Annotated in this window: 19 protein-coding genes and 2 pseudogenes; 15 read left to right on the forward strand and 6 right to left on the reverse strand. The window is 73.2% G+C overall.

Features of this window, described 5'->3' with window-relative positions; translation table 11 throughout:
• Both LJ221_RS08000 and uppS read left to right on the forward strand, forming a co-directional pair.
• Window positions 1-125: pseudogene (locus LJ221_RS08000) on the forward strand (IS5/IS1182 family transposase); the annotation flags it as partial.
• Between the two features lie 332 nt (window positions 126-457).
• Window positions 458-2,815, forward strand: a complete 2,358-nt coding sequence (gene uppS / locus LJ221_RS08005) for a polyprenyl diphosphate synthase (RefSeq protein ID WP_241714973.1) — start codon at window positions 458-460, stop codon at window positions 2,813-2,815.
• Window positions 2,816-2,959: 144 nt separating this feature from the next.
• Here the strand turns inward: uppS and LJ221_RS08010 are convergent, their stop codons facing one another.
• The gene (locus tag LJ221_RS08010; protein ID WP_241714974.1) at window positions 2,960-3,430 is read right to left on the reverse strand and encodes an LLM class flavin-dependent oxidoreductase; all 471 of its coding nucleotides are present in this window, start codon (window positions 3,428-3,430) and stop codon (window positions 2,960-2,962) included.
• 741 nt (window positions 3,431-4,171) lie between these two features.
• Here LJ221_RS08010 and LJ221_RS08015 point away from each other — a divergent pair.
• From LJ221_RS08015 to LJ221_RS08055, 9 genes are read left to right on the forward strand one after another with little or no spacing between them, the layout of a single operon-like run.
• A complete protein-coding gene (locus tag LJ221_RS08015; protein WP_241714976.1) occupies window positions 4,172-5,416 on the forward strand; it encodes an inositol-3-phosphate synthase in 1,245 nt (414 codons plus the stop codon).
• On the forward strand, window positions 5,413-6,366 hold the full coding sequence (locus LJ221_RS08020) for an HD domain-containing protein (protein ID WP_241714978.1): 954 nt from the start codon (window positions 5,413-5,415) through the stop codon (window positions 6,364-6,366). Before LJ221_RS08015 ends, LJ221_RS08020 begins: the two co-directional genes overlap by 4 nt.
• Entirely contained in the window at window positions 6,363-7,553 is a 1,191-nt protein-coding gene (locus tag LJ221_RS08025) for a trans-aconitate 2-methyltransferase (RefSeq protein ID WP_241714980.1), read from the forward strand. The genes LJ221_RS08020 and LJ221_RS08025 overlap by 4 nt, the downstream gene beginning before the upstream one ends.
• A complete protein-coding gene (locus LJ221_RS08030; RefSeq protein WP_241714981.1) occupies window positions 7,550-8,704 on the forward strand; it encodes a Gfo/Idh/MocA family protein in 1,155 nt (384 codons plus the stop codon). The genes LJ221_RS08025 and LJ221_RS08030 overlap by 4 nt, the downstream gene beginning before the upstream one ends.
• Window positions 8,701-9,528: an MBL fold metallo-hydrolase gene (locus tag LJ221_RS08035; protein WP_241714982.1), complete on the forward strand. Its 828-nt coding sequence runs from the start codon at window positions 8,701-8,703 to the stop codon at window positions 9,526-9,528. The genes LJ221_RS08030 and LJ221_RS08035 overlap by 4 nt, the downstream gene beginning before the upstream one ends.
• The gene (locus LJ221_RS08040) at window positions 9,525-11,000 is read left to right on the forward strand and encodes a YcaO-like family protein (RefSeq protein ID WP_241714983.1); all 1,476 of its coding nucleotides are present in this window, start codon (window positions 9,525-9,527) and stop codon (window positions 10,998-11,000) included. Before LJ221_RS08035 ends, LJ221_RS08040 begins: the two co-directional genes overlap by 4 nt.
• Complete coding sequence (locus LJ221_RS08045) at window positions 10,997-11,923, forward strand: sugar phosphate isomerase/epimerase (protein ID WP_241714984.1); 927 nt, start codon at window positions 10,997-10,999, stop codon at window positions 11,921-11,923. The genes LJ221_RS08040 and LJ221_RS08045 overlap by 4 nt, the downstream gene beginning before the upstream one ends.
• A gap of 44 nt (window positions 11,924-11,967) precedes the next feature.
• Complete coding sequence (locus tag LJ221_RS08050) at window positions 11,968-13,200, forward strand: glycosyltransferase family 4 protein (RefSeq protein ID WP_241714985.1); 1,233 nt, start codon at window positions 11,968-11,970, stop codon at window positions 13,198-13,200.
• On the forward strand, window positions 13,197-14,033 hold the full coding sequence (locus tag LJ221_RS08055) for a PIG-L deacetylase family protein (RefSeq protein ID WP_241714986.1): 837 nt from the start codon (window positions 13,197-13,199) through the stop codon (window positions 14,031-14,033). The genes LJ221_RS08050 and LJ221_RS08055 overlap by 4 nt, the downstream gene beginning before the upstream one ends.
• A 168-nt stretch (window positions 14,034-14,201) precedes the next feature.
• On the opposite strand, the gene LJ221_RS08060 is transcribed toward LJ221_RS08055, so the two are convergent.
• The 3 genes from LJ221_RS08060 to LJ221_RS08070 all read right to left on the reverse strand — a co-directional run bounded on the left by LJ221_RS08060 (window position 14,202) and on the right by LJ221_RS08070 (window position 16,580).
• Window positions 14,202-14,696, reverse strand: a complete 495-nt coding sequence (locus LJ221_RS08060; RefSeq protein WP_241714987.1) for a DUF3995 domain-containing protein — start codon at window positions 14,694-14,696, stop codon at window positions 14,202-14,204.
• A 115-nt stretch (window positions 14,697-14,811) separates the two neighbouring features.
• On the reverse strand, window positions 14,812-15,951 hold the full coding sequence (locus LJ221_RS08065; protein WP_241714988.1) for an FAD-dependent monooxygenase: 1,140 nt from the start codon (window positions 15,949-15,951) through the stop codon (window positions 14,812-14,814).
• On the reverse strand, window positions 15,948-16,580 hold the full coding sequence (locus tag LJ221_RS08070; protein WP_241714989.1) for a TetR/AcrR family transcriptional regulator: 633 nt from the start codon (window positions 16,578-16,580) through the stop codon (window positions 15,948-15,950). Before LJ221_RS08070 ends, LJ221_RS08065 begins: the two co-directional genes overlap by 4 nt.
• Before the next feature lie 67 nt (window positions 16,581-16,647).
• Between LJ221_RS08070 and LJ221_RS08075 the strand changes: the two are divergent.
• Window positions 16,648-17,289, forward strand: a pseudogene (locus tag LJ221_RS08075) (pyridoxal-phosphate dependent enzyme); the annotation flags it as partial.
• A gap of 51 nt (window positions 17,290-17,340) precedes the next feature.
• Here LJ221_RS08075 and LJ221_RS08080 read toward each other — a convergent pair.
• Complete coding sequence (locus LJ221_RS08080) at window positions 17,341-19,002, reverse strand: alpha-amylase family glycosyl hydrolase (RefSeq protein WP_241714991.1); 1,662 nt, start codon at window positions 19,000-19,002, stop codon at window positions 17,341-17,343.
• Between the two features lie 542 nt (window positions 19,003-19,544).
• On the opposite strand from LJ221_RS08080, the gene LJ221_RS08085 reads away from it, so the two are divergent.
• The 3 genes from LJ221_RS08085 to LJ221_RS08095 are packed head-to-tail and all read left to right on the forward strand — an operon-like array spanning window position 19,545 to window position 22,482.
• On the forward strand, window positions 19,545-21,245 hold the full coding sequence (locus LJ221_RS08085; RefSeq protein ID WP_241714993.1) for a carbon starvation protein A: 1,701 nt from the start codon (window positions 19,545-19,547) through the stop codon (window positions 21,243-21,245).
• Window positions 21,242-21,499, forward strand: a complete 258-nt coding sequence (locus tag LJ221_RS08090) for a cory-CC-star protein (protein WP_093848858.1) — start codon at window positions 21,242-21,244, stop codon at window positions 21,497-21,499. The genes LJ221_RS08085 and LJ221_RS08090 overlap by 4 nt, the downstream gene beginning before the upstream one ends.
• The gene (locus tag LJ221_RS08095; RefSeq protein ID WP_241714994.1) at window positions 21,490-22,482 is read left to right on the forward strand and encodes an ArsA family ATPase; all 993 of its coding nucleotides are present in this window, start codon (window positions 21,490-21,492) and stop codon (window positions 22,480-22,482) included. Before LJ221_RS08090 ends, LJ221_RS08095 begins: the two co-directional genes overlap by 10 nt.
• A gap of 547 nt (window positions 22,483-23,029) precedes the next feature.
• Here the strand turns inward: LJ221_RS08095 and LJ221_RS08100 are convergent.
• The gene (locus LJ221_RS08100) at window positions 23,030-23,995 is read right to left on the reverse strand and encodes a glycoside hydrolase family 6 protein (RefSeq protein WP_241714995.1); all 966 of its coding nucleotides are present in this window, start codon (window positions 23,993-23,995) and stop codon (window positions 23,030-23,032) included.
• Between the last annotated feature and the right edge of the window lie 106 nt (window positions 23,996-24,101).

Below are 24,101 nucleotides of genomic sequence, written 5' to 3' on the forward strand. Positions count from 1 at the left end.
AGTTCCGGGCCATCGCGACCCGCTTCGACAAACTCGCCAGCCGCTACCGGGCCGGACTCCACCTCGCCGCACTCGTCCTCTGGCTCCGCGAACCCAGACAAGATCATTTGTCAGACAGAACCTAGCGGCCGGACGGGCGTAGGATGTCGTGCCGCGGTCCACTTCCACGACAACGCCGGCGCCGTCGGCCATGAACACCACCGTGTCGGGGATTCAGAGAGCCGGCCGGGGCGTGGTGCGCGGACGAGTCGGCGTCGCGCTGATGACGGAAGGGACCGCGCACCCGCCGGCGCCGTCGGACAGTGGCCGGTGACCGGTGCCTCCGGTGCGGCGTCGAGTGGGACGGGGGCAGTGCCTTGTCGCCGGATGGCTCGTTGAGAGCAGTGTTGAGGACGCTGGGTCCCGCCCGGACGCAAGAAGAGGCCGGGCGGGATCCGTTCAGACAGGGGAGGTACGGGTGTCCGCATACGAAGAGGCCGGCATCACCACACCGGAGCTGCGCGAATCATACGCTCGGTGCGAGGAGGTGGGGCAGCGGTTGTCCGGGCCGCTCTGGACGGCCACGGAGTCGCTGCCCGCCGAGGTTCGGCCGCATGTCCGCGCACTCGTCGCCTACTGGCACACGACCGACGACATCGCCGACGAGGGCCGCCTCGCCGGCCGTGAGGCGCGGCTGTCGCAGTGGTGCGCCGACTCGCTGGCCGAGGTGCGCGCGGGACACAGCGAGCATCCACTGCGGCGGGCGTTGGTGCACACCGTCCGCAGCCGGGAGCTGGACGTCGCGCTGCTGGAGGAGTTCCTGGACACCACCCGGAGGGACAGCGCGGCCCCGCCCGCGTTCGACACGGCCGCTGACCTGCGGCGCTACCTGCGGGGTGTGACCGGCGCGCCCAGCGGACTGCTGGCCCCGCTGCTGGCGCCCCGCCCCCGGGAGGCGGTGGATCTGCTGCGTGTGCTGGGCGAGGCGTGCCAGATGGCGGACATCTTCCAGGACTTCCCGCTCGACCTCGGCCGGGGCCGGTGCTACCTGCCGGAAGAGGATCTGGACAAGCTCGGTCTGCGTCCCGGTGATCTCCTGGACGCCACACGCCGGGACGCGCTGGACGAACTGATCGGAGTCCAGGTCGCCCGTACCCGTGACCTGCTGGCCCGGGCCACGCCGGTCACGGGGAAGCTGCACGCGTCATGCCGACCGTTCGCCCACGGCCTCATCCTCGGGGTGGAACACGTGCTGGACCAGGCCGACCACCTGGGAGCACGGGTGCTGGCCGAGGGCGTCGACCGGAACGCGCTGCTCAGCCACCAGGCGAATGGTTCCCCGGCCCTCCCCGTGCCGGACCGCATACCCGGCCATGTCGCCGTGATCATGGACGGGAACCGACGGTGGGCCGCGGCACACGGTCTGCCCGCGTCCGACGGTCACGTCGCCGGTGCGCGGGCCGCGCTGCGGCTGGTCCACTCCGCGCTGCGGCTGGGCGTGCCCCAGCTGAGTGTTTTCGCTTTCTCCACCGAGAACTGGAGCCGCGGCACGGAGGAAGTGACCGAGCTGTTCGCCACGATGACCGAGGGACTCACCCTGTTCGCCCGGTGGATGCAGGAACGCGGCATCCGGGTGCGGTGGTGCGGGCGGCGCGACCGGCTGGCTCCGTCGCTGGCGTCCACGCTGGCGATTGTCGAGAACATGACGTCCCGCAACACGACGCTGATGCTGAACATCTTCGCCGACTACGGCGGGCGCGAGGAGATCGTCTCCGCCGCCCGCGCCCTGGCCGCCGAAGCGGTCGCCGGAAGGATCCAGCCGCAGCGGATCGGCCCAGAGGATGTCGCCAGGAGCCTGTACACACCCGGCCTGCCCGACGTCGACCTGTTGATCCGCACCTCCGGGGAGCAGCGGCTCAGCAACTTCCTGCCCTGGCATCTGGCGTACGCCGAGTTCGTGTTCGAGCCGGTGCACTGGCCCGAATTCGGTCACCGGCACCTGCGGGACGCCATCGACACCTACGTCGGCCGGCTGCGAAGACGACCGGGGCTTCTTGAGTCCCGGCCGTCGGCCGATCACGGCTCGGGCGGTGTGTACACGCCCCCGGCCGTGAGGTGCCCGAGAACGGTCTTCGTGGTCAGACCCGACGGACCGAAGGTGGTCTCGAACACCTCCAGCGATGCCTCGGTCAGGCGCATCGGGACGCCGACGATCTGGACCCTCATCGGCCGGCCGGGAGACACCGGCGCCGCGTCCAGGCGCCCCTCCCCCATGGTAAAGGTGAACACCGACTGCAGAGCGGTCACAAGGCCGTTGACGGTGGCCTCCCCGGAGACCGTCTCGCCCTCCAGTGAGGACGCCAGGTCGGACAGCCGGAACTCACCGGCGGGAGTCCGCAGCACCAGGCCACCCGCGAGGACCGCGGTGCCCCGGGCTCGCCCGGGATCGTCCACCGAGGGGTCGCCGGTCGCCGAACGTACCGGGAAACGAACCCTTCCCCCACCGCTGTTCTGGTTCCCGCCGGCCGGCGCGACAGGCTCCACGGTGACCCCGAGACGGTCCAACTCGTCCTGGGTGTGCTTGCTCCATCGCAGATCCACCCAGGCGTCCGAGAGCCTGCCCAGCTCCGGACTCGCGGAGGCGCCGAAGGCCGTCGGCGTGAGACTGGCGAGCAGGGGGGCGGCCAGCGCCCCTCCTATGATTCCTCGTCGTGTCGCGCTCATCTTGTGCTTTCACCTCTTCCCGGGGCAGCAAGGGCGCGGCCCCGGGAAGAGCATGGGCGGGCAACACAGCCCAGCATGGAGCGATAGCACCGGGATTCACCCGAACGAGTGACAGCCGCAGTATGTTTGGGAACACGTGACCGATTGTCGGCGGCTCGTCTCTGTCGCCGCCTGTCCCCGGCGACGCGGCGCGGGAGCACAACGGCAGGGCGGTGGCCGCCCGCCGCGCCCGCCACCCACTTCCCGGCCGCGGGGATCACCCGTGATCGATGTGATGTCGTACGTTCCCTCCGAGGTTCTGCACGTTCTCCGCACACGTTTTCCCGGGTGTTCCCATGCGGAGATCGACGCCCGGCTCGGCCACGGCGGTGAAGCGTCGTACACGTCCGGCGACGTCGGGGCGCCGCGAGCCGACCATGGCCCACTCGGCGGGGGTGTGCCCGGCGCCCAGCGCCATCCGGGCCCGACCGCCCGAGACGACATCCAGGGTCGCGATATCGGAGGCGAGCAGCAATGGCTCGCGCACCCCGGCGTTGGCCACACAGGGCCCCAGGCCGATGCGTTCGGTGACCGGTGCCGCGGCCGCCAGTGCCACGAACGGGGAGGCCGCCGCCCCCGGGTGGTCGGGGACAAGCAACGCGTCGAAGCCCGCCGTCTCGCAGTGCCGGGCGAGAGTGATCCAGGAGTTCATGTCGTTCGGTACGGCCTGTACAGAAAATAAGGGCATGGCGGTCGTCCTGGCAACGCGGGCCGCCACACCACCACGCTCAGGGACGATGGTCAGCCAGCAGCGGACGCCGTGGTGAAGACCGGACCGTCTCCCGCGCCCGGCGGGGCTTCTCCTGCTTCCGTCTTTCCGGGCCCGGGGAACTCACGGACATGGCGGGTGCCGGCCACCGGATCACCCCCGGTGCGCTCTACGCGCTCGACCGGCACCGGCTGCGCGCGGACTTCGCGATCTCGAGAAACGTCTCGGCGTGGCCCTTTTCGATCACTCCAGCCGAACGTTCGCCCTCACCGAGGCCGACCGGGCGCTGCTGCCCGAGGTCCGGGCGGTTGTCGAGGCGATGGTGTGGTTGCGGCGGGCCGCACAGTCGGTTTCACACAGACGCGCACGCCCGTAACCGATCACCCCGCGGAACGGGCCTGCCGCACCGCACCGAGGGCCCGGGCCGGGAATTCACCCGTTCGGCCGCCCTGGCCGGCCGATCACGTGCGCGGCGCGACGGGTACGCGGTGCCCGCATCGGCGCGCCACCGTCGCACGGCAAGGACGAAACCCCCGGATCACGGCTTTTCCCGCGGATGCACCAGTCCATGGCCGCGCCGAACCTTGATGACGTCGGGGCGGCGCGTCCGTTCCGCCACGTACGTGACAGCTTTCGCGGATCCGCGGAGGCCTCCGGCCGGGTTCCACTCCGTCGCCGGGCCTCGGCCGCGGCCGCCGTGCGAGTCGATCGGAGAGAGCGATGAACACGCTGACCGAGAGGCACCCCTCCCACCACGGAAGCGGGAACGAGCCGGTGGACCGGCTGGGTGTGGCCGTCGTGGGGCTGGGCGGCGCGGTGGCCACGACCGCCGTGGCCGGGGTGGAACTGCTCAGGCTCGGCGCCTGCGGTCAGGACGGACTTCCGCTGGCAGCGCGTACGGACCTGGTGCCCTACGAGGGGCTGATGTTCGGCGGCTGGGACGTGTCCGCCGACGACCTGGCCAAGGCCGCCCACTTCCACCAGGTGCTGGACCCCGCCCAGATCGAGGCCGTTGCGCCCCGGCTGCAGCGGGTGCGGCCCTGGCCGGCCGTGGCCGATCCGGCCTACTGCCGCGGGGTCGGCGGCGCCAACGTCATGCCGTCCGGCGACCTGCGCGAGCAGACCGACCGGATACGGGAGGACCTGCGGCGCTTCCGGGCCGAGCGGGAGCTGGACGAGGTGGTCGTGGTCAACCTCGCCTCGACCGAGCGGCAACCGGACCCGGCGTCATCGTCCCTGGCCTCCCCCGAAGCCTTCGAGGACGCGTTGGACGGTGGGAGCGAGGCGATCACCCCCGCCATGCTCTACGCCTACGCGGCGCTGCGGGAGGGCATGGCGTACGTGAACTTCACCCCGAGCGTCGGGGCCGACGTACCGGCTCTGACGCTGCTGGCCGAGCGGCGGCACGTGCCGATCGCCGGCAAGGACGGCAAGACCGGGCAGACGATGGTCAAGACGGTCCTCGCCCCGGCGTTGCGGTCCCGGGCGCTGCGGGTGGAGGGCTGGTACTCCACCAATCTGCTGGGCAATCGCGACGGTCGGGCGCTGGAGGATCCGGGCTCGCTGGCCAGCAAGACGGCCGCCAAGGAGTCGGTGCTGGACGCGGTGCTCGGCTACCCGGTCGAGGACCACCTGGTGCGCATCGACTACTACCGGCCGCGCGGCGACCGGAAAGAGGCGTGGGACAACATCGACCTGGTCGGTTTCCTCGGCCGCCGGATGCAGGTGAAGATCGACTTCCTGTGTCAGGACTCCGCCCTGGCCGCCCCGCTGGTACTGGAACTGGTGCGTCTGCTGGCGGAGGCGCGGCGGCGTGGGGAACGCGGGGTGCAGGAGCAGTTCGGGTTCTTCTTCAAGGCCCCCATGACCGTCGACGGACGCGTCCCGGAGCACGCGCTGCACCGGCAGGAGCGCGCCCTGCTGGACTGGCTGGACGGCCGGACGCCGCGGGACGGACGGTCGTGACGCGGGCCGCTCCCCGCCCGGCGCGGCAGGCCTCGCTCCAGGTGCCGCGCGATGCCCTGCGGGCGGCCGCCCCCCTGCTGCGCGAGATCGGCGACCTCAAGCGGGTCCGGACGGCCGACAGCCCTGTCTCGATGGCGGGACGCGCCTTCCTCCGGTCGTGGGCGGCGCTGGCCCGGGGTGCCGGCCCCGGCCGGATCGCCGCCCTGGAGTGCGCTGCCGCCGTGGCCGGGGCACGTCTGGCGGGTGTGGACGGCCCGGTGCTGCGGCGGTGCGGGCTGACGGCTTCCGAGGCTGCGGCCGTGCTGGCCCGCTCGGTCGGGCGGCATACGGGCAGGTTGGACGCGGTGACCCTCGGCCGGCTGCGGGAAGCGCTGCCGCGGCTGGCCGGGGCGGAGCACCACGACGCCCCTGCGCCGGGATTCGCGGTGGACCTGTGCGCCCAGCCGCGGGCGGGTGCCACACGGCCCGGGCACCCGCGGCTGATGGTGGAGCCGCCCGAGAGCCACGGTGACCACTGCTGGGCGGTCGCCGTCTACGGCGGGTTGCTGGCCGAGGCGTTCGGCGCCGACCCCATCGACGCCTTCCTGCTCGGTCTGGCCCATCACCTGCACAACGCGGTGCTGCCCGACGCGGGCTTCGCCGGGGAGGAGCTGCTGGGTGAGCACCTTCCGGGCATCACGGCGCGGCTGACCGATCGACCACTCGCGGCTCTGCCCGGCCCTCTCGCCTCGCGTCTGACCGGTCTGCTCGCCCTGCGCGAGGAGGCCGTGCACCCGGCCGCCCGGGCTTTCCACGCCGCCGATGTACTGGACCGGGTGCTGCAGGTCCACCACCACGCACGGGCCGCCGCCTTCACCGCCGAGCAGGCGCTGGACGATCTGGACCTGGTGCATCCCTGCGCGGTGTCCGGCTTCCACCGGGCCGTGCTGGCCGCGGTGGAGGCGGCGTGAGGAGCCCGGCTGCGGGTCCCGCGGCGAAGGCGGCCGCGACCGGTCTGGTCAGCCCGGTAGGCGGGGCCCCGCTGCGGTCGCGCGGGCCCGGTCTGCTGTCCGACGGCGAACGGCTCTGGCCCGTGGTGGCGGGCATCCCCTGGTTGCGCGCCGGTCGCGAGGAGCTGCGTGAGCGGGCCGTGCGCCGTATCGAAGAGGGCGACCCGGACGGTGCCGCGGTCGTCCTGCTCACCGACACTGACGACTGGTGGGACGGCCCGGTCCCGCCCCCCGGGACGCTGCGCGCCGCGCTGAAGGCGGCCACCTTGCGCGAGGCGGTGACGCTGTTGGGTCTGGGCAGGGTCGGGGACTACTTCCTGCACCGGTGGAGCGACCCGACCTGGCTGGCCGTGCTCGCCCTGACCGCACACCATCCGCCCGGCCCCCGACCGGTGCTGGAACTGGCCTGCGGCACGGGACACCTGCTGCGGGAGCTGGCGCTGCGCGGGCACCGGGACCTGACCGGCATCGACGTGGTCTTCGCCAAACTGTGGCTGGCCCGGCGGTTCGTCGTGCCCGAGGCGCGGTTGGTGTGCGCCGACCTGACCGCCCCGTGGCCGCTGCGTCCGCACGGGCCGGCCTACGTGACCTGTCACGACGCGCTGTACTTCCTGCCCCGCAAGCGGGAGGTGGTGGACCGCGCCCTGAGGCACGCCGACGGCGGCGCCGTCGTCCTGGGCCACTGCCACAACGCACTGGTCCCCGGGCCGAGTGCCGGTCTGCCGCTGGATCCGGCCGGCTGGCGGTCGCTGCTGCCGGGGGCCGTCTGCTACGACGACGCCGGTCTGACCCGCGCCCTGCTGGACGGTGTCGCCCCCCGCCCGCGTTCGGTGGAGGACCTGGCGCACTGCGAGGCCCTCGCCCTGGCCGATGCCCCGCCTCCACCGCCCGGACAGGCCCTGCCGACCCCGGCCCGGCCCGTCCCCGGGCGGCCCCTGCGGCTCAACCCCCTCTACCGTGACGGTCTGCTGCGCTGGCCGAGCCCACGCTGGCGGGACGAGTACGGGCGGGATGCCGCCGGTTACCTGCCGAGCCGCGTCGTTCTCTCCCCCGCCCTGCTCGCGGACGCGCGAGCAGGGCGCCTGACGCCCGAGGTGGCCGGGCTGGCCCGCCGCAGGGTGCTCCTGGACCTGCCGGAGCGATGGTGAACGCCGACACGTCGGCCGCCGCGACCACGTGCCGGTGGGCGATCGCCGGGTGCGGATGGGTCGCCCGCGACCACTTCCTGCCCGGACTGCTGGAGGCCGCCCGGCAGCGGCCGGCCACCGCGGTCCCCCGCCTGGTCGCCGTGACCGACACCGACCCGGTCGCCGCCGCGCGGCTGGCCGCCCGGGCGCCCGGTGTCCGGGCCGTCCCCCGTCTCGCGGATCTGCTGGCCGACCACCGGCCCGACGCGGTGTACGTGGCCACGCCCAATCACACTCACCGCCGCGTGGCCGAGGCCGCCGCAGCGGCGGGAGCGGCAGTGCTGTGCGAGAAGCCGCTCGCCGCCGACCTCACCGACGCCGAGCGTCTGGTCACAGCCTGTGAAAGCGCGGGGGTACTGGCGGCCACCGCCTACGACCAGCGGTTCCACCCGGCCCACCGGGCCGCCCGGGAGGTGGTGGCCTCCGGCGGGCTGGGCACGGTCACCGCGGTGCGGATGACCTACTGCTGCTGGCTGCCGCCCGCCTGGTCACCGGACGGCGGCCACTGCGACAACTGGCGCGCCGACCCGGCGCGGGCCGGCGGCGGAGCCCTGATCGACCTGGCCCCGCACGGACTCGACCTGGTGGGGGTGCTGCTCGGCGGGGACGACGTGACGCAACTGGCGGCGCTGGTCCAGCACCGGGTGCACCCCTACCGGGTCGACGACGGCGCTGTCCTGGCCGGCCGGACCGACGGCGGGGTCCTGGTCTGTCTCCACGTCGCCTACAACACCCCCGACGCGCTGCCCCGCCGCCGACTGGAGATCGTCGGCACCCGTGGACTGCTGACCGCGACCGACACCCTCGGTCAGGACGCCGGAGGAGCGGTGTGGCTCACCGGCGCGGACATCGCGCGGCGCGTTCCCGTCGCGTTCGACGCCGGTGCCTCGCCCTTCGGCGGACAGGTCAGCGGATTCTCCGCGGCCGTGACGGCGGCGCGCGCCGGCGCCGCGCGGGAGCGGATCTGGCCGTGGCCGCTGCGGCGCGACCTGGCCCTGCACGGGCTGCTGCTGGAAGCGCTGGCCCGAGCCGACGGGGCCACCGCCGAAGTCCCCCCCTCGCTTCCGGCCGCGGGCCGGATCCCCCTCACCACCGAGGAAGGCCGACGATGACCCTGAGCATGTACGCCTGTGCCCACTGCGGCCACTGGCAGCGGTGGTTCGGTACCCCGCCCGGCTGTCCGGTCTGCGGCGACGTGCGCAACGCGCTGCCCGAGGACGGCTGGGACCTGGTGGAGGAGAAGACGGTCGGCGTCCTCCTCGCCGCCGACTGGCACCGGCCGGCCCCGGGCGTCACCGGGTTCCGCACCGTCCCCTCCTTCGGTCTGGGATCGACGGGCTGGCTGATCGAGACCGGGAACGGCAACGCCGCCTGGGAGGCGGCACCGTACTACCCTCCCGAGGCACTGGCCGAGATCGAACGGCTCGGCGGCATCACCTGGCTGGGCTCCAGTCATGTGCACGGCTACGGCGCCCTGTGGCAGCTCCAGCGGCACTTCGCTCCCCCGGTGGTCGCCGTCGGCACGCGGGACCTGGAATGGACCAAGGCGTTCCGGGTGACCTGGCCGGTGGACGAGACCCTGGAGCCGGCCCCGGGGCTGACGATGTACCGCACCGGCGGGCACTTCGACGGCCACTGCGTCCTGCACGACGCACACCGGGGAATCCTCTTCTGCGGCGACGCCCTCAAGGTCGACCTGGACGGCACCGTGCCACGTGCCCTGTCCTGTCACAAGGCCTACCACGCCCGCGTACCGCTCTCGCACGGCGAGGTGCGGCGCTACCGCTCGGTGATCGGAGAACTGGAGTTCGATGCGGTCGTCACCCCCTTCGAGTTCGCCGCCCCGGTGACCACCGCGGACGTGAGGCGTCTGTTCGACCACCAGCTGTCCGGACAGCCCACCACGGAGGCCCTCGCGCTGGGAGCCGGACGGTGAGCGCCGCCTGGACGCACCCGGTGGTGCGGGCCTACCGCGCCGCGCTGGCACCCGGGGAGCAGGACGGCTTCGACATCGGCGCGGCCGACCGCACCGGCTTCCCGGTGGTCTCCGCCGACCACCTCGGCCCGGACGGCGTGCGCAAGGGTGCCTGCGGATACGGGGCCGGCACCGACCAGGCCCTTATCGGGGCGTACGGCGAACTCGTCGAGGAGGTGTTGTCGGCGCGGCACCTGGCGCGCACCGAGCGCCGCCGGGCTTCCTACGCGGAACTGGTGCGCGAGCGCGGCCGGGACCGGGTCGCCGACCCGGTCCGCCTCGTCCTGCCGGCCGGCTCGGACTACACCCCCGAGCGCCCCTTGGACTGGGTGCCCGCGCGCCGTTACCGCACCGGCGAAGAGGTGCTGGTGCCCGCCGAGTTCGCCGCGGCGTGCGGCGGCGACCTGCCCGGGGACCCCCCGCCGGGAGGCTGGCTGACCACCCCGGTCACCAACGGGCTGGGCGCCGGGGACACCCCCGAACGAGCCCTGTCCCACGCTCTGCTGGAGATCCTCCAGCGCGACGGCAACGCGACGGCGCACCGCGCGACGGACAAGGGGGTGGTGATCGAGTTGGACGAGGTCGCCGACCCGGTCACCGTCTCGGTACTCGGGCGGCTGCGTAGCCTTGGCATCCGTGTACTGCCCAAGTTGGCCTCCGCGCAATTCTCGATGGCCGACGTCCACGTCGTCGGCGTCGACGCCGATCCCATGGCTCCGCCGCTGGTCCTGACCGCCTGCGGGGAGGCCGTCCATCCCGACCGGGAGACGGCACTGCGCAAGGCGGTGCTGGAGTACGTCTCCTCCCGGGCGCGGAAGGTCTTCTTCCACAGTCCGCTGGAGACCGTCGCGCGGATCGCCCCGCCGGGCTACCTCGACCGCGAACTGTCCTCACCCCTGGCGGAACAGGAGCCGCGCGCCCTGCGTGCGATGACCGCCTGGGCCGGCCTGGACGGCCCGCGCCTGCTGGCGCTGCTGGAGCCCGCCGTGCTGGCGCAGCGTTCCACCGTGCCCTTCTCCGGCCTGCCGACCGTGCCGGCCGGTTCCCTGGAGGACCCCGGCGCCCTCCTGGCGGACCTGCTGCGGCGGCTCGCCGACTTCGACGTACTGGTGATCGAGACGGGCGGCCCGGACGGGTACGCGGTCAAGGCCCTCGTCCCCGGCATGGAGGTGGAGACGATGTCCTACGCACGGATCGGGGAACGCGGGGTGCGGCGGCTGATGGAAAGCGAACGACCCCTGGCCGGGGTGGGCCCCCCTCCCCGCCCCGGGGCGCGACCGGTCCACCTCACCGCCGAGGCCCGCGAACGGCTGGGCGGGCCCGCCTGGTTCGACATCGGGGCCGCCCGGGAGGCGGTGGGGGCGCTGTACCCGCTCTACCGCGAACCGGACCGTCACGCGGTGGCCCGCACCGCCGCGGGAGCCCTCCGATGAGCGCCTCGGCGGGCGACGGCCTGCGCTACGCCTACAACACCAACGGCATGACCTCGCACCGCCTGCCGGACGCGCTGGCCCTGCTGGCGGACACCGGGTACGACGGTGTCGCCCTCACCCTGGACGTCGCCCACCACGACCCCTTCGCGCCGCGTCTGGCGGCCCGCACCGCCTCCCTGGCCCGCCGGCTGGACCGCCTGGGGCTGGACAGCACGGTGGAGACCGGGGCGCGGTTCCTCCTCGACCCGAGGCGCAAACACGAACCGACCCTGGTGACCCGCGATCCGGCCGGCCGGGCCCGTCGGCTGGCTTTCCTGCGGCTGTGCGTGGACATCGCCGCCGACCTGGGCAGCGAGGCGGTCTCGTTCTGGGCGGGAGCACCGGCCCCGGGCACGGACACCTCCTCCGGCGGGACGGCCTGGGGGCATCTGGTGGACGGAGTGCGCGCCGTCGTGGCGTACGCGACCGAGCGCGGCGTGGTCGCGGCCTTCGAGCCCGAGCCGGGCATGCTCGTGGAGGACTGTGCCGGCTGGTCCCGTCTGGCCGCCCGCGTTCCCGGCCTGCGGCTGGCGCTGGACACCGGCCACTGCCTGGTGTCCGGCGGTCTGGCGCCCCACCGGGCGGTGCTGAACCACGCCCGGGATCTGGGGGCGGTGGCCGTGGAGGACATGCCCCGCGGCCGGCACGAGCACCGCGCCCCGGGCGAGGGCGACATGGACCTGCCCATGGTGCTCGGCGCACTGCGCGCCGTGCGATACGGCGGACTGGTGAGCCTTGAGCTGTCCCGTGACGCCCATCGCGCCGACGTCCTGGTGCCCGGTGCGCTGCGGGCGCTGCGGCACGCGGAGCGGGCCGGGAGCGACGGGGCCCCGGACGCATCCGCCGCGCACGGCGTCGCCGGTTCCCCGGAGGGAGTGCGATGAGGATCTGCTTCGTCTCACGGCGCTACTGGCCGACCGTGTCGGGCATGAGCGCCTACGCGGAGAACCTGCTGCGGTCCCTGACGGCCGCGGGGCACGAGGTCACCCTGGTGTCCCAGTACCGAGGCGACCGGCAGGGACGCGCCGTCTACGGCGGCGGCCCTCCCCCGCCCGAACGGGTCCCCCGGGGTGTGCGCCTGGTGGCGCTGGAGTCCTTGGGAGAGCAGGCCGTCGCCGACGGGCGGCCCGCGGACTTCGAGGCCGATGTCACCGCACTGTGCGAGGCGATCGCCGGCCTGCACGCGCGCGAGCCGCTGGACGTGCTCCACGCCCAGTACGGATACCCGCCGGGGCTGGCCGCGGTGGAGGCGTCGCAACGGCTGGGTGTTCCGTCCGTGGTCTCCATTCAGGGCGGTGACGGGCACTGGGTCGGCACCTGCTGCGCCACGCATCGCGCAGCGGTCCGGCGGGTCCTGCGGGACGCCCCCGCCCTGCTGATCGGCTCGGCCTCCTTCGCGGCCGAGGTCGCGGCCCGCCACCGGGTACCGGTCGAGCGCTTCACGGTGGTCCCCGGAGCCACCGACACCGAGCTGTTCCGGCCCCGGCCGAGCCGGCGGCCGGGAGCGGTCGGCGACCCGCCGACGCTCCTCTACCACGGTCGGATCGACGCCCGCAAAGGCGTGTTGGACCTGCTGGAGGCGGTGCGGCTGCTCCTGGCCGAGGGCAGGCGACTGCGGCTGCTGGTCTCCGGCACCGGCCCCGACCTGGACCGGCTGACCCGCCGGGCGCGGCGAACGGACCTGGCCGACGCGGTGGAGGTGCTGGGTCCCACCGGCTATCACGATGCCCCCGCCGTCTACCGCCAAGGGGATGTCTTCGTCAGCCCCACCTGGGCCGAGGGGTTCTCCAACACCATTCTGGAGGCGATGGCCTGCGGGCTTGCGGTGGTCTCCACCAGCGTGGTCGGGGTGGTGGACTGCGTGCGGGACGGTGTCAACGGCCTGCTGGCGCCGCCGCGCGACCCCGGCGCCCTGGCCGGGGCGGTCGGGCGGGTGCTCGACGACGCGCCACTGCGGCACCGCCTCGTGCGGACGGCGCTGGAGCAGGTGCGGTCCCGGTGGTCGTGGCCGGTGGCCGCCGGGCGCATCGGCACCGCGTACGAGGAGGTGCGCGCCGCGTGGTCCGCCGGGGACCGGCCCGGAAGGGCTCCGGGCGGCGGGACCGCCGGATCCGTCGTGGACCTGTCCTGTCGGTTCCGCCGCGCCCCGCATCTGCTGTGACCGCGCGGACGCCGGGCGCCCGTACGGCCGTGGCCGTCAGCCCGCACCTGGACGACGCGGTCTTCTCCGCCGGGGGCGTCCTGGCCGCCCTGGCCCGGGCGGGCTGGTCGGTGCGGGTCGTCACCTGCTTCACGGCCTCGGTCGAGGATCCGTGCGCCTTCGCGCTGTCCACCCAGCTCGACAAGGGGCTGCCCGCGGAAACCGACTACATGGCCCTACGCCGCGCGGAGGACACCACCGCCCAGCGGATGCTGGGCGTGCTGCCCCCGGTGCACCTGCCGCTGCCCGAGGCACCGCACCGTGGATACGGCAGCGCGCCGGAGCTCTTCGCTTCCCCTCGCGCCGACGACATGGCCGGCGCGGAACTGGAGTCGCTGATCCGCCCGCACCTGGCACCGGCGGACCTCGTCCTCGCCCCGCGGGGGATCGGCGGCCACGTCGACCACCTGATCACGGCCTGGGCGGTCGCCGCCGCCGCACCGCCCTCGCACACCTGCTGGTGGCGCGACGTCCCCTACGTGATCCGCGCGCCGTACTCCGCGGGTCGGCCTCCTCCCGGCCGGTCCGCGGACGCAACCGAGGTGACGGTGGACATCGGCACCGTGCTGACGCCCAAGATCGCCGCAGCCGCCTGCTACACCTCCCAGCTGGGGTTCCAGTTCGGCGGCGTCGAGCGGGTCGGCGGGGTGCTGTCCGCCGCGGCCCGGACCGAGGCCCGCCGCACCGGCGCCCGGTGCGGTCACGGTGAGGCGCTGAGGGTCGGAAGCCGGGCGCGGCGCCTTCTGAACACTCTCTTTCCGGAGTGCCCCGGGAAGAGCCGGCACGCACGGTGACCTCCTGGCCGTCCAGTCGGAGTTCACTGTCGCTGCTGGTCGGAGCGGTGTTGTGACCGTCTTTGACCGAACCTTTCTCATCCTGCGCCCGGGGCCGGTGACCGACAGGCTGAGCCGCCCCGCTCCCCGGCGTCTGAGCCTTCGAGGACCGTCTCGCGGCTCGGTCGGTCACGGGCTGCGGCGTGCCTGCGGTGGCCCGGCAGGCCGCAGCGGCCGACCGGCCGGATCACGGGTGACGAGGGCGGCGACCGTGCCCAGGGCCAGGGTCAGGGGCGAGTACAGGACCAGGTCCCAGAACCGGAACGGTGCGGGACCCTGGCCGACCACACCGGACAGGACCAGGCCCGCGGCGCCCCGCAGGAGCAACACGGCGGCGACGGTCCCGGTCGCCACGTTCAGGACCCGGTACGGAAGGAAACCGCGTACGAACCCGGCTCGGGCCAGGATGAGCCATGCCGCCACCGCGAGCAGACAGGCGACGGCCAGGGTCATCCACGGGGGCGGGCCCGAGGAGGGGCCCGTCTGACCGGCGACGGTTTCGAGGAATCGTTGCCGGCTGGTCAGCGGCCAGGGCGAACTCAGCCAGAGGAGATGGAGAAACGAGAGGGCGGCGAGCACGAGGGCGGCCGCGGCGGCCGCGGGGCGGCGGGGATTCTGGGGCATGGGGCTGTGCTCCTGTGATGGATCGCTCGGTGGCGGCCGGAGGTGCCTGAATCCCCTCCCGCGTGCGAGGGTTCGACGGCTCCGGCCGCGCGGGACGGGCGGCGCGCGTCCCGGCCTACGGCTTGCGGAGCAGGGCCCGCGCGGGTTCCGTCAGCGCGCGGTACCGGTTCTGTGCGGCGAACGGCGGCGTTCGGCGGAGCGCCGTGTCACGCAGCACACGCGCCGGACGGCTCTGCCAGTGCGAGACCTTCCCGATGCGCCGTGAGGCGAGCTGCACGCGGCGGACACGGCGGTGGCGCAGGGCCCGGTAGCGCTCGAGAGCACCGTCCGTACCGGAGGCCAGGCAGAGGCCGAGGGCGTAGGCGTCCTCGATGGCCATGGCGGCTCCCTGTCCCTGGTTCGGCGTGATGGCGTGGGCGGCATCGCCGAGCAGCAGGATCCTGCCGCTGCCCCAGACGGGTTTGTCGAGCTCCTCGAGATCGTGGTGGAGGGAGGGGGCCTCGGTCAGGGCGTCCAGGAGCCGGGCCGGCTCGCCGCGGTGGTGGGCGAAGACGCGGCGGAAGCCGTCGGGCCAGCCGGGCTCCGGGGCACGCCGGGGTGCGGTGGCGACGAGGTAGTAGTACAGCTTCCGGCCGGGCAGGGGCACAGCTCCGATGCGCGTGCCGGGGCCCCATGACTCCACGGCGTTCGTGAACCCGGTGTTGTCGGTGATCCCCCGCCAGCAGGTGGTGCCGCTGTAGCGCAGCGCGAGCGGGCCGGTGAGCTGTTGCCTGACGGTCGAGCGCAGGCCGTCGGCGCCGACCACGATGTCGTAGGAGTGCACCGCGCGGTCCCCGGTGAAGCCGACCTCGACCGTCTGACCGGTGTCCCGTACGGAGGCGACGGCCCGCCCGGCGAGGAAGCGCACCTCGTCCGGCAGGTGGTCGTGGAGGGCCGTGTGGAGTGACGAGCGGCTGAGGGAGCGGGAGAGTTCACCGTGGCCGGCCGGACGCCGGGGCCGGATGTGCTGGAGTACGGCCCCGGCGGCGTCGACGAGGTCGAACGAGGGCAGCGGGCGGCTGTGCTCGGACAGGTCCACATCCAGTGCGGCCAGGACGCGCAGCGCGTTGGGGGCCAGGACGATGCCGGCGCCGGTCGTGGAGCGGTGGGGGCTCCTTTCTGCGACGGTGACGCGGTGGCCCGCGCGCCGGAGGGCGCGGGCTGCGGTCAGTCCGCCTATGCCGCCGCCCGCCACGAGGACGTCGAGCGCCCTCATGCCTGCTCCCGCTGGTGCTTCGCGGTGATGATTCGGGTGAGGGACGCTTCCAGCAGCCGCAGCTGGGCGGCACGGTCCAGCTCGCCGCGCAGTCCGGCGACGAGGATGCCGAAGTAGAGGGAGAAGAAAGCCGTGAACAGCAGATCCGATTCCGGGAGGGCGACCGCGCGTACCGAGACGGCCTCTTCCAGCTCACCTGTCACCCATCGGCGGAATTCGGCCATCCGCCGGTCCGTGGGGCCCTGGGGGTTGGCGTGGAAGAGCGATGCGGACAGGTACTGCCGGGCGAGGTCGGGTTCGCGGTCGTAACTGGCGTAGAGCTCGCCGGCCACGTGGACCAGCCGGCCGACCAGGTCGCCGGCCGGGGGCAGGGTGCGCATCGCTGCCTCCAGGGCCCGGCCGATGTGCTCGTCGAGGAGGGTCTCGATCAGGGTGTTCAGGTCGGGGAAGTGCACGAAGAAGGTTCCGGCCGCGACGTTGGCCTCCGCCGCCACGTCCCGCGTCGTCAGTCCTGCGAGCCCGCGCCGCCGCAGCACTCGGCGTGCCGCTGCGAGCAGCGCCTGGCGGGTCTGTTGTTTGCGTTGCCTGCGTACGCCGCCGGAGGGCGGGCGCGTGGAGTTGCCGCTCATTTAACTGAGCATACTCAGTGAGCGTGCTCAGTGAAAGTTCGGGGACCGCCACCCGAGCCGCAGCCGCGCCGACGTCGAACTCGTCGACGCCGGCTTCGGCATCGGCTTCCGGGACAGCTGGCACCGTGCCCTGGGGGACGTGCGGGCCGCGGGTGGCACACCGTACGCCATCCCCACCGGGGCCTCCGACCACCCGCTGGGCGGACTGGGCTTCGCCAACCGGGCTTACGAGGTACAGGCACAGGAGCGCGAACTCGGGGTCTTCTTCGACGCCGTGGTGGTGTGCGGCGTCACTGGCGGCACCCAGGCCGGGATGATCGCCGGATTCGCCGGCCAGGACCGTCCGCGCCGGGTGACAGGCATCGACACCTCCGCCGACCCGGCCGGGACACGGGCGCAGGTGAGGCGCATCGCCCGCGGTACCGCCGAACTCATCTGGTCCGAAGGGGATCTGAGGGACGAGGAGATCACCCTCCTGGAGGGGTGGGCGGGTGAGAAGTACGGCGTTCCCGTCCAGTCCACCCAGGACGCCATCCGCCTGGCCGGCCGGACCGAGGAGACGATCCTGGACCCGGTCCACCAGGGCAAGTCGATGGCCGCGCTCATCGATCTGGTGCGCGACGGCGACATCCCCAAGGACTCCAACCTCCTGTACGCCCACCTCGGCGGCCGGCCGGCCCTCAACGCCTACAGCGGCCTGTTCCACTGACGAACCGGCCGTCCGCGAGGGAGCCCGGCCCGGCGCACGGTTCGTTCCGGGTCACGGGACCAGCCACACCGTCGTGTCGCCCGGCAGGCGGCCTCCCTCCAGTTCCTCGCTGGTCAGGAGCACCTCGCTGTGGGCGGGCAGCGAGACCGGATCTCCGGAGAGGTTCGCCACGCACCGGAACCCGGGGGTGCGGACGAACGACAGCACCGGGTCGCCCGGAGCGCTGTCCCAGGTGAGCGTGCCGTCTCCGAGGGCCGGGTGGCTGCGGCGCAGGTCCAGCGCCGACCGGTACAGGTTCAGCATCGACGACGGATCGAGGTCCTGGGCCTCGGCCGTCAGCGGCCTCCACGCGTCGGGCTGCGGGAGCCAGGGCGGCCTTCCGGCGCCGTCGGGGCTGAAGCCGAACGGTGGGCCGTCCCCGCTCCACGGCAGTGGGACGCGGCAGCCGTCACGCCCCCGGTCGGTGTGCCCGGAACGCTGCCAGGTGGGGTCCTGGAGCAGTTCCTCGGGGAGGTCCTCGACCTCCCACAGGCCCAGTTCCTCTCCCTGGTACAGGTACGCACCACCGGGCAGGGCGAGGGTGAGCAGGGCTGCGGCCCTGGCCCGGCGGGTGCCGAGCCGCAGGTCCGCGGGTCCCCGCAGATCCGCAAGTGAGCGCAGCGGCCCGTCCGGCTGCGGCCTGGCGTAGCGGGACACGTGCCGGGCGACATCGTGGTTGGACAGCACCCAGGTGGCCGGGGCGCCGACCGCGCCGAGCGCGGTGAGCGACTCGTCGACAACGCGGCGCAGGTGGTCGGCGCGCCAGGGCGCCATCAGGTAGTCGAAGTTGAACGCGGTGTGCAGCTCGCCGGGACGGACATAGCGGGCCAGCCGCTCGGGGAAGCCCGCCCAGGCCTCCGCGACGAACGCGCGGGGATCGTCGTACGCGTCGGCCACGGTCCGCCAGCCCTGGAAGATCTCGTGCACCTCCTCGCGGTCCCAGTGCGGATGGTCCAGGTCGCCCGCCCCTTCGAGGAGCTTGCCGTCGAGGGAGCCGATGTCGGGCAGACCGGGCGCCTTCACCAGGCCGTGCGCCACATCGATGCGCACCCCGTCGACGCCGCGGTCGAACCAGAAGCGCAGGATCGACTCGAACTCGGCCCGCACCTCGGTGTCGTCCCAGTTCAGGTCCGGCTGCTCGGGGGCGAACAGGTGCAGGTACCACGGGCCCGGCGAGCCGTCGGGTTCGGTGGTCCGCGTCCAGGCGGGCCCGCCGAAGACGCTCCTCCAGTCATTGGGCGGCAGCTCGCCTCCGGGGCCGCGTCCCGGCCGGAAGACGTACCGCTCCCTGGCGGAGGAACCGGGCCCGCCGGACAGCGCCTCGCGGAACCACGCGTGCGCGGACGAGGTGTGGTTCGGCACGATGTCGATGAGGACGCGCAGTCCGTGCTCGTGTGCCTCCTCCACCAGTGCCCGCGCGTCCTCCAGCGTGCCGAAGACCGGGTCGATGTCCCGGTAGTCCGCGACGTCGTAGCCGCCGTCGGCCATGGGGGACGGGTACCAGGGGGTCAGCCACAGCGCGTCGACGCCGAGTGCGGCGAGGTACGGGAGGCGCTGCCGCACTCCGGCGATGTCACCGACGCCGTCGCCGTCGCCGTCGGCGAAGCTGCGGATGTACACCTCGTAGATGACGGCGTCGCGCCACCAGTCGGCGGTGGTCCGGGCGAGTGCCACGTCTCTCCTCAGGGCGTGATCGGGATCTCGGGCTGGGGCCGGTCGCCCTGCGCCGGGGGTCGTTCCACAATGTCTGCCCGCCCCGTCACTGAAGATGTCCGCAAAGGGCACGGTGGGGTGGAGAAGGTCACCCGGGGGCGGCCTTGCCCGCTTCGGCGGGAGTGTTCGGCGTTATCGCGGCGCCCGCCCGGTGTGTTGGTGATCACCGGTCTCCGGGGGCTCCTCATAGCCTGACAGGTCGCTTAGCATGAACGGATTATGGGGGGAGCGTTTTCGGTCAACACCGATAGATATGGCGTTTATGTCGGAGTCGGCAGCGACATCGGCCACGGCGTGCACGGCGGAAGCGACGCCCCCGAGTCGGTCGAGGCCGGACTCCGTCTCGGTGAGCCGCTCACCGAGGGCCGCGGCACAGTCGCCGTCCGGCCGTGGTGTGCCATGTCCGGGGAGGGCCACGCTCCACCGTCTTCGCCGCCTGTCTGCCGGGCGCACCTCCTGTGCGGACCGGCGTCCCGTCTTCCAGATCTCGGAGGGCCTCCCTTATGAACGCACTTCCCCTGCTCCTGATCGGCCTCGCGATGTTCGCGGGCGGATACGTCCTGTACTCGAGATTCCTGGGCGACCGGGTCTACAGGCTCGACGCGTCCTTTCGCACACCCGCGCACGAACTGCGGGACGGCGTGGACTATGTCCCGACCAACAAGTTCGTGCTGTGGGGACACCACTTCACCTCGGTCGCGGGCGCGGCGCCCGTCGTCGGCCCCGCGGTCGCCGTCATCTGGGGCTGGCTGCCCGCTTTCCTGTGGGTCACCCTCGGCACGGTCTTCTTCGCGGGCATGCACGACCTGGGCGCCCTGTGGGCCTCGGCGCGCAACAAGGGCCGCTCGATCGGCACGCTCTCCGGTCGCTACATCGGCGGCCGGGGCGCCAACCTCTTCCTCGTCGTGATCTTCCTGCTGCTCCTGATGGTGGTCGCGGCCTTCGCGGTGGTGATCAAGAATCTGCTGATCTCCACACCCTCGGCGGTGATCCCCGCCTGGGGCGCGGTCGCGGTGGCGCTGCTGGTCGGCCAGGCGGTTTACCGCCACAGGATGAGCCTCGGCCTGGTCACCGTCGTCGGGGTCGCGGCGCTCTACGGGCTGATCCTCTTCGGCGACGCCGTCCCGGTGGAGCTGCCCGACCCGATCCTGGGCATGTCCCCGGCGACCTTCTGGATCGTCGTTCTCTTCGTCTACGCCGGCATAGCCTCCCTGCTGCCCGTGTGGGTGCTGCTCCAGCCCCGTGACTACATCAACGGCGTCCAGCTCTTCGTCGGGCTCGGCATCCTGTTCGCCTCGGTGCTGCTGAGCGCTCCGACGATCGTCGCCCCGGCCCTCAACGACGCCGTGCCCGCGGGCACCCCGGGCCTTGTGCCGCTGCTCTTCGTCACCATCGCGTGCGGCGCGATCTCCGGCTTCCACGGCATGGTCTCCTCCGGCACCAGCTCGAAACAGCTGGACAAGGAGACCGACGCCCGTTTCGTCGGCTACTTCGGTGCGGTCGGCGAGGGCCTGCTCGCGCTCGGCGCGATCATCGCCGCCGTCGCGGGCTACCGCACCCTGGCCGACTGGGAGGCCGTTTACAGCGCCTTCGGCCAGGGCGGCGTCGCGGCGTTCGTCGAGGGCGGCGGCGCGATCCTCAACAGCGGACTGGGCCTGCCCGTGTCGCTGAGCTCGACGGTCCTGGCCACCATGGCGATCCTGTTCGCCGCCACCACCATGGACACCGGCGTGCGTCTGCTGCGCTTCGTCGTCCAGGAGGCCGGCGAGGTCGTGAAGGTGAAGGTCGGCAATATCGCCGGCACCCTCATCACGCTCGCCGTCGGTGCGGGACTCACCTTCAGTCAGGGCGCCGGGGGCGAGGGCGGCCTGCGCATCTGGCCGCTGTTCGGAACCAGCAACCAGCTGCTGGCCTCTCTGACGCTGTCCATCGTCGCCGTCATGCTGATCCGCAAGCGGCGCAATCCGGCGCCTGCGCTGATCCCGCTCGCGGTCGTGTTCGTCATGTCGTTCTGGGCGGCGGTCGTGCAGCTCGGCGACTTCTACGAAGCCGGGGACTGGCTGCTGCTGGTCATCGACCTCGTCATCATCGTCGCCGCCCTGTGGGTCGCCTTCGAGGCGGTCGTCGCGATGCGGCGGGCGTCCCGGGAGCCGCCGGAGGCCCTCGACGCCGATGTGACGGAGAAGGGCGAGCTGACGAAGTGACGTCCCGCTGGGCCTCGCTGCGGGCCGGGCTGGAAGAGTTCTACGCCGGTCCCTACCGGCGTACCCTCGCCCGCGCCCGGCGCGAGGAGGACGACCTGTTCCGGATGGTGGTCCTCGCGGAGGCACTGGGCGTACCGGACCCGGCGGCGTACTACACCGCCGAGCTGATGCCCGCCCTCTACGAGGACTTCCACGCCTGGCACCGCCGTATGGGCATGGACCGCTCACCACTGGAGCACATCGGGTGCTGCTAGACCTCATCACCTCGCGCGGGGTCGTCTTCGTCGGCGGCAAGGGCGGGGTCGGCAAGACGTCCGTCGCCGCGGCGCTCGCCCTCGGCCATGCCCGGTCGGGCGCCCGCGTGCTGCTGGTCTCCACCGACCCCGCCCACAACCTCGGCCACCTCTGGGGCCGCCCCGTGGGCGACGAGCCCGTGCGCCTCGCCGGCCCGGGGGGTCTCGTCTCCCGGGCCGGGGCGGCCGGCCACGTCGACGGGCTGGAGATCGACCCGGAACGCACGGTCGAGCGGCACCTGTCCGCGGTCGCCGAGACAATGCGGCGGCTGCTCCCCGAGCGGATGCACGCACCGGCCGCCCGGCACCTGCAACTGGCCCGGCAGGCGCCCGGTACCCACGAGTCGGCGGTACTGGAACGGATCGCCGAGGCGGTGGAACTCGCAGGGGAGGCCCACGACCTGGTCGTCTTCGACACCGCGCCGTCCGGCCACACGCTGCGGCTGCTCGCACTGCCCGAGCAGCTCACCTCCTGGACCGAGGCCCTGCTCGCCAACCGCGACCGGTCCGAGCGGTTCGGCGCCGCGGTGCGCGGTCTCGGCGGCGGCGGGCAGGGTGACCGCGACGCCGAACTGCGCCGCGTCCTGATGCGCCGGCGCGACCGCTTCTCCCGGCTGCGCGAGGTGGTGACGGACCCGGCGCGGACCGGATTCGTGCTCGTACTGACCGCCGAAGTGCTGCCGATCGCCGAGACCTTGGAGGTGTACGAGAAGCTCACCGGACTCGGTGTCGACGTGGCCGCGCTCGTCGCCAACCGCCGTTCCCCGGCCGGCGCCGGTGAGCTGCTGGACCGCCGCCGGAGGCAGGAGGACGAACACCTCGCCCGGCTGCGGCAGCGGGTCCCGGGTGTCCCTCTGCTGGAGGTGCCGCTGCTGCCGGGGGATCTGGTGGGCGCGAAGGCCCTTGCCGCGCTGGCGGACCGGCTCGGGTCCTCCGCTTCCTGAGATTCCGCGCTCCCCGCCGGTCGGCGGGGTGGGGCGTGAGGGCCGCCCCGGGCGCGACGGGCGTCCTGGACTGTAAAACGTTCGGCCCTGTCTCACATCCGGTGGTGACGGAGCGCGAGAACCGGTCGCCCCGGCCTCACAGGAAGTAAGGGCAATGCTCTGGCCTCGGTTACGTTCCGCCTGACGAGTAAGAAAGGGCGCACTGGACGCAACTGGACGCAACTGGAGGAAGTCCCGCGGACCGCTTGACCACACGATCGCGGACTCCACGAAACTCGGGGCAGCTCAGCCCGGGAAACACCCACACAGCGGACGACGCGGCGGGTAGAGCACCGGCCCGGGGCGGGCCTGGGACGCCCCCGTGAAGGAGTCGTCCCCCGCTGCGGGGGAACGGTCCTCCGTGCGGGGGCACGGACGACCGCGCCCGCCCGCCCCGTCTTCCGCGGCGCCCCGCGGGATCAGGCGCTCCTCACGGCCGGGAGCCGCCGGGCGCGTTCCTCGGGGAACGCGAGGCGCTGCCCCGAGCCGGGGCCGCGGATCTCGGCGATCAGTAGCCGTAGATCATCTTGTAGGCGACCTCGGGAAGGAACTGGCCGGCCGAGGAGCCGCCCCCGACGCCGCAGTCGCCGTCGGACTCGCCCGGAACCTTGATCCACAGCAGCATCTCGGCGCCGCCGCCCATCTGGGTAGGGGTGCCGATGCGGCGGCCCGAGGGGTTGCACCACTGGCCGTTGGAGCCGTTGCCGTTGCGGCTGGTGTCCACGACGAACGGCTTGGTGTAGCCGTAGCGGGCCCTCAGTTCGCTGTTGACGGCGTTGCCGTAGGCGGTGTTCTCGGCCGTGGTGAAGTAGTTGGAGACGTTGAGCGAGAAGCCGCGGGCCTGCCGGAGACCGGCTTCGTGCAGACGCCGGGCCATGGTCGCCGCGGGCGCCCAGCCCGGGTTGCCGGCGTCGAGGTAGACCCAGGTGTTGGGGGCCTGACGGCCGAACTCGGTGAGGGCACCGGTGAGCATGCGCTCGCGCTCGTCGATCTGGGGCTGCGTCATGCAGCCGTAGTCCCCCAGCGAGTCCGGTTCCAGGATCACGACGGCCGGGCGGTTGCCGATTCCGCCGGCGAACTGCGCGATCCAGTTCGCGTAGGCGGACGGCGAGGAGGCTCCGCCCGCGGAGTGTCCTCCGCAGTAGTCACGGTTGTAGACGTTGTAGGCGACGAGCAGGGGCAGTTTGTCGGCACGGTCGGCCGCCCCCGCGTAGGCGCTCGTGGCCGTGCCGATGGTGCCGCTCCACGAGCCGAACCAGCGGGCCGTCGGAGTGCTGGCGATGGAGGCGTTGATCGCCGATGCCCGGCCGTCGCCGGGGTTGGCGGCGACCCACCGCTTGGCACTGGCGTCGGGGTCCACGTAGAACCCGCTGGTCATGGTGGTCGGGTCGGCGGCATGGGCGGACGGGGCGAGGGTGAGCGCCAGCGGCAGGGCGAGGAGCGCTGCCGTGAGGGCGCGGACGCTGCGGCGCATGACGGTACCTCGGTTTCCTGGTGGGGGGTGCGTCGCGCGCCCGCGCTCCGGGCGTGCGACGCGCTGGAGGAGGTGCGGTGGTACGACGCCTCCCTGCGGCGACGGG

Source organism: Streptomyces sp. CNQ085 (assembly GCF_022614595.1).
Lineage (GTDB): Bacteria > Actinomycetota > Actinomycetes > Streptomycetales > Streptomycetaceae > Streptomyces.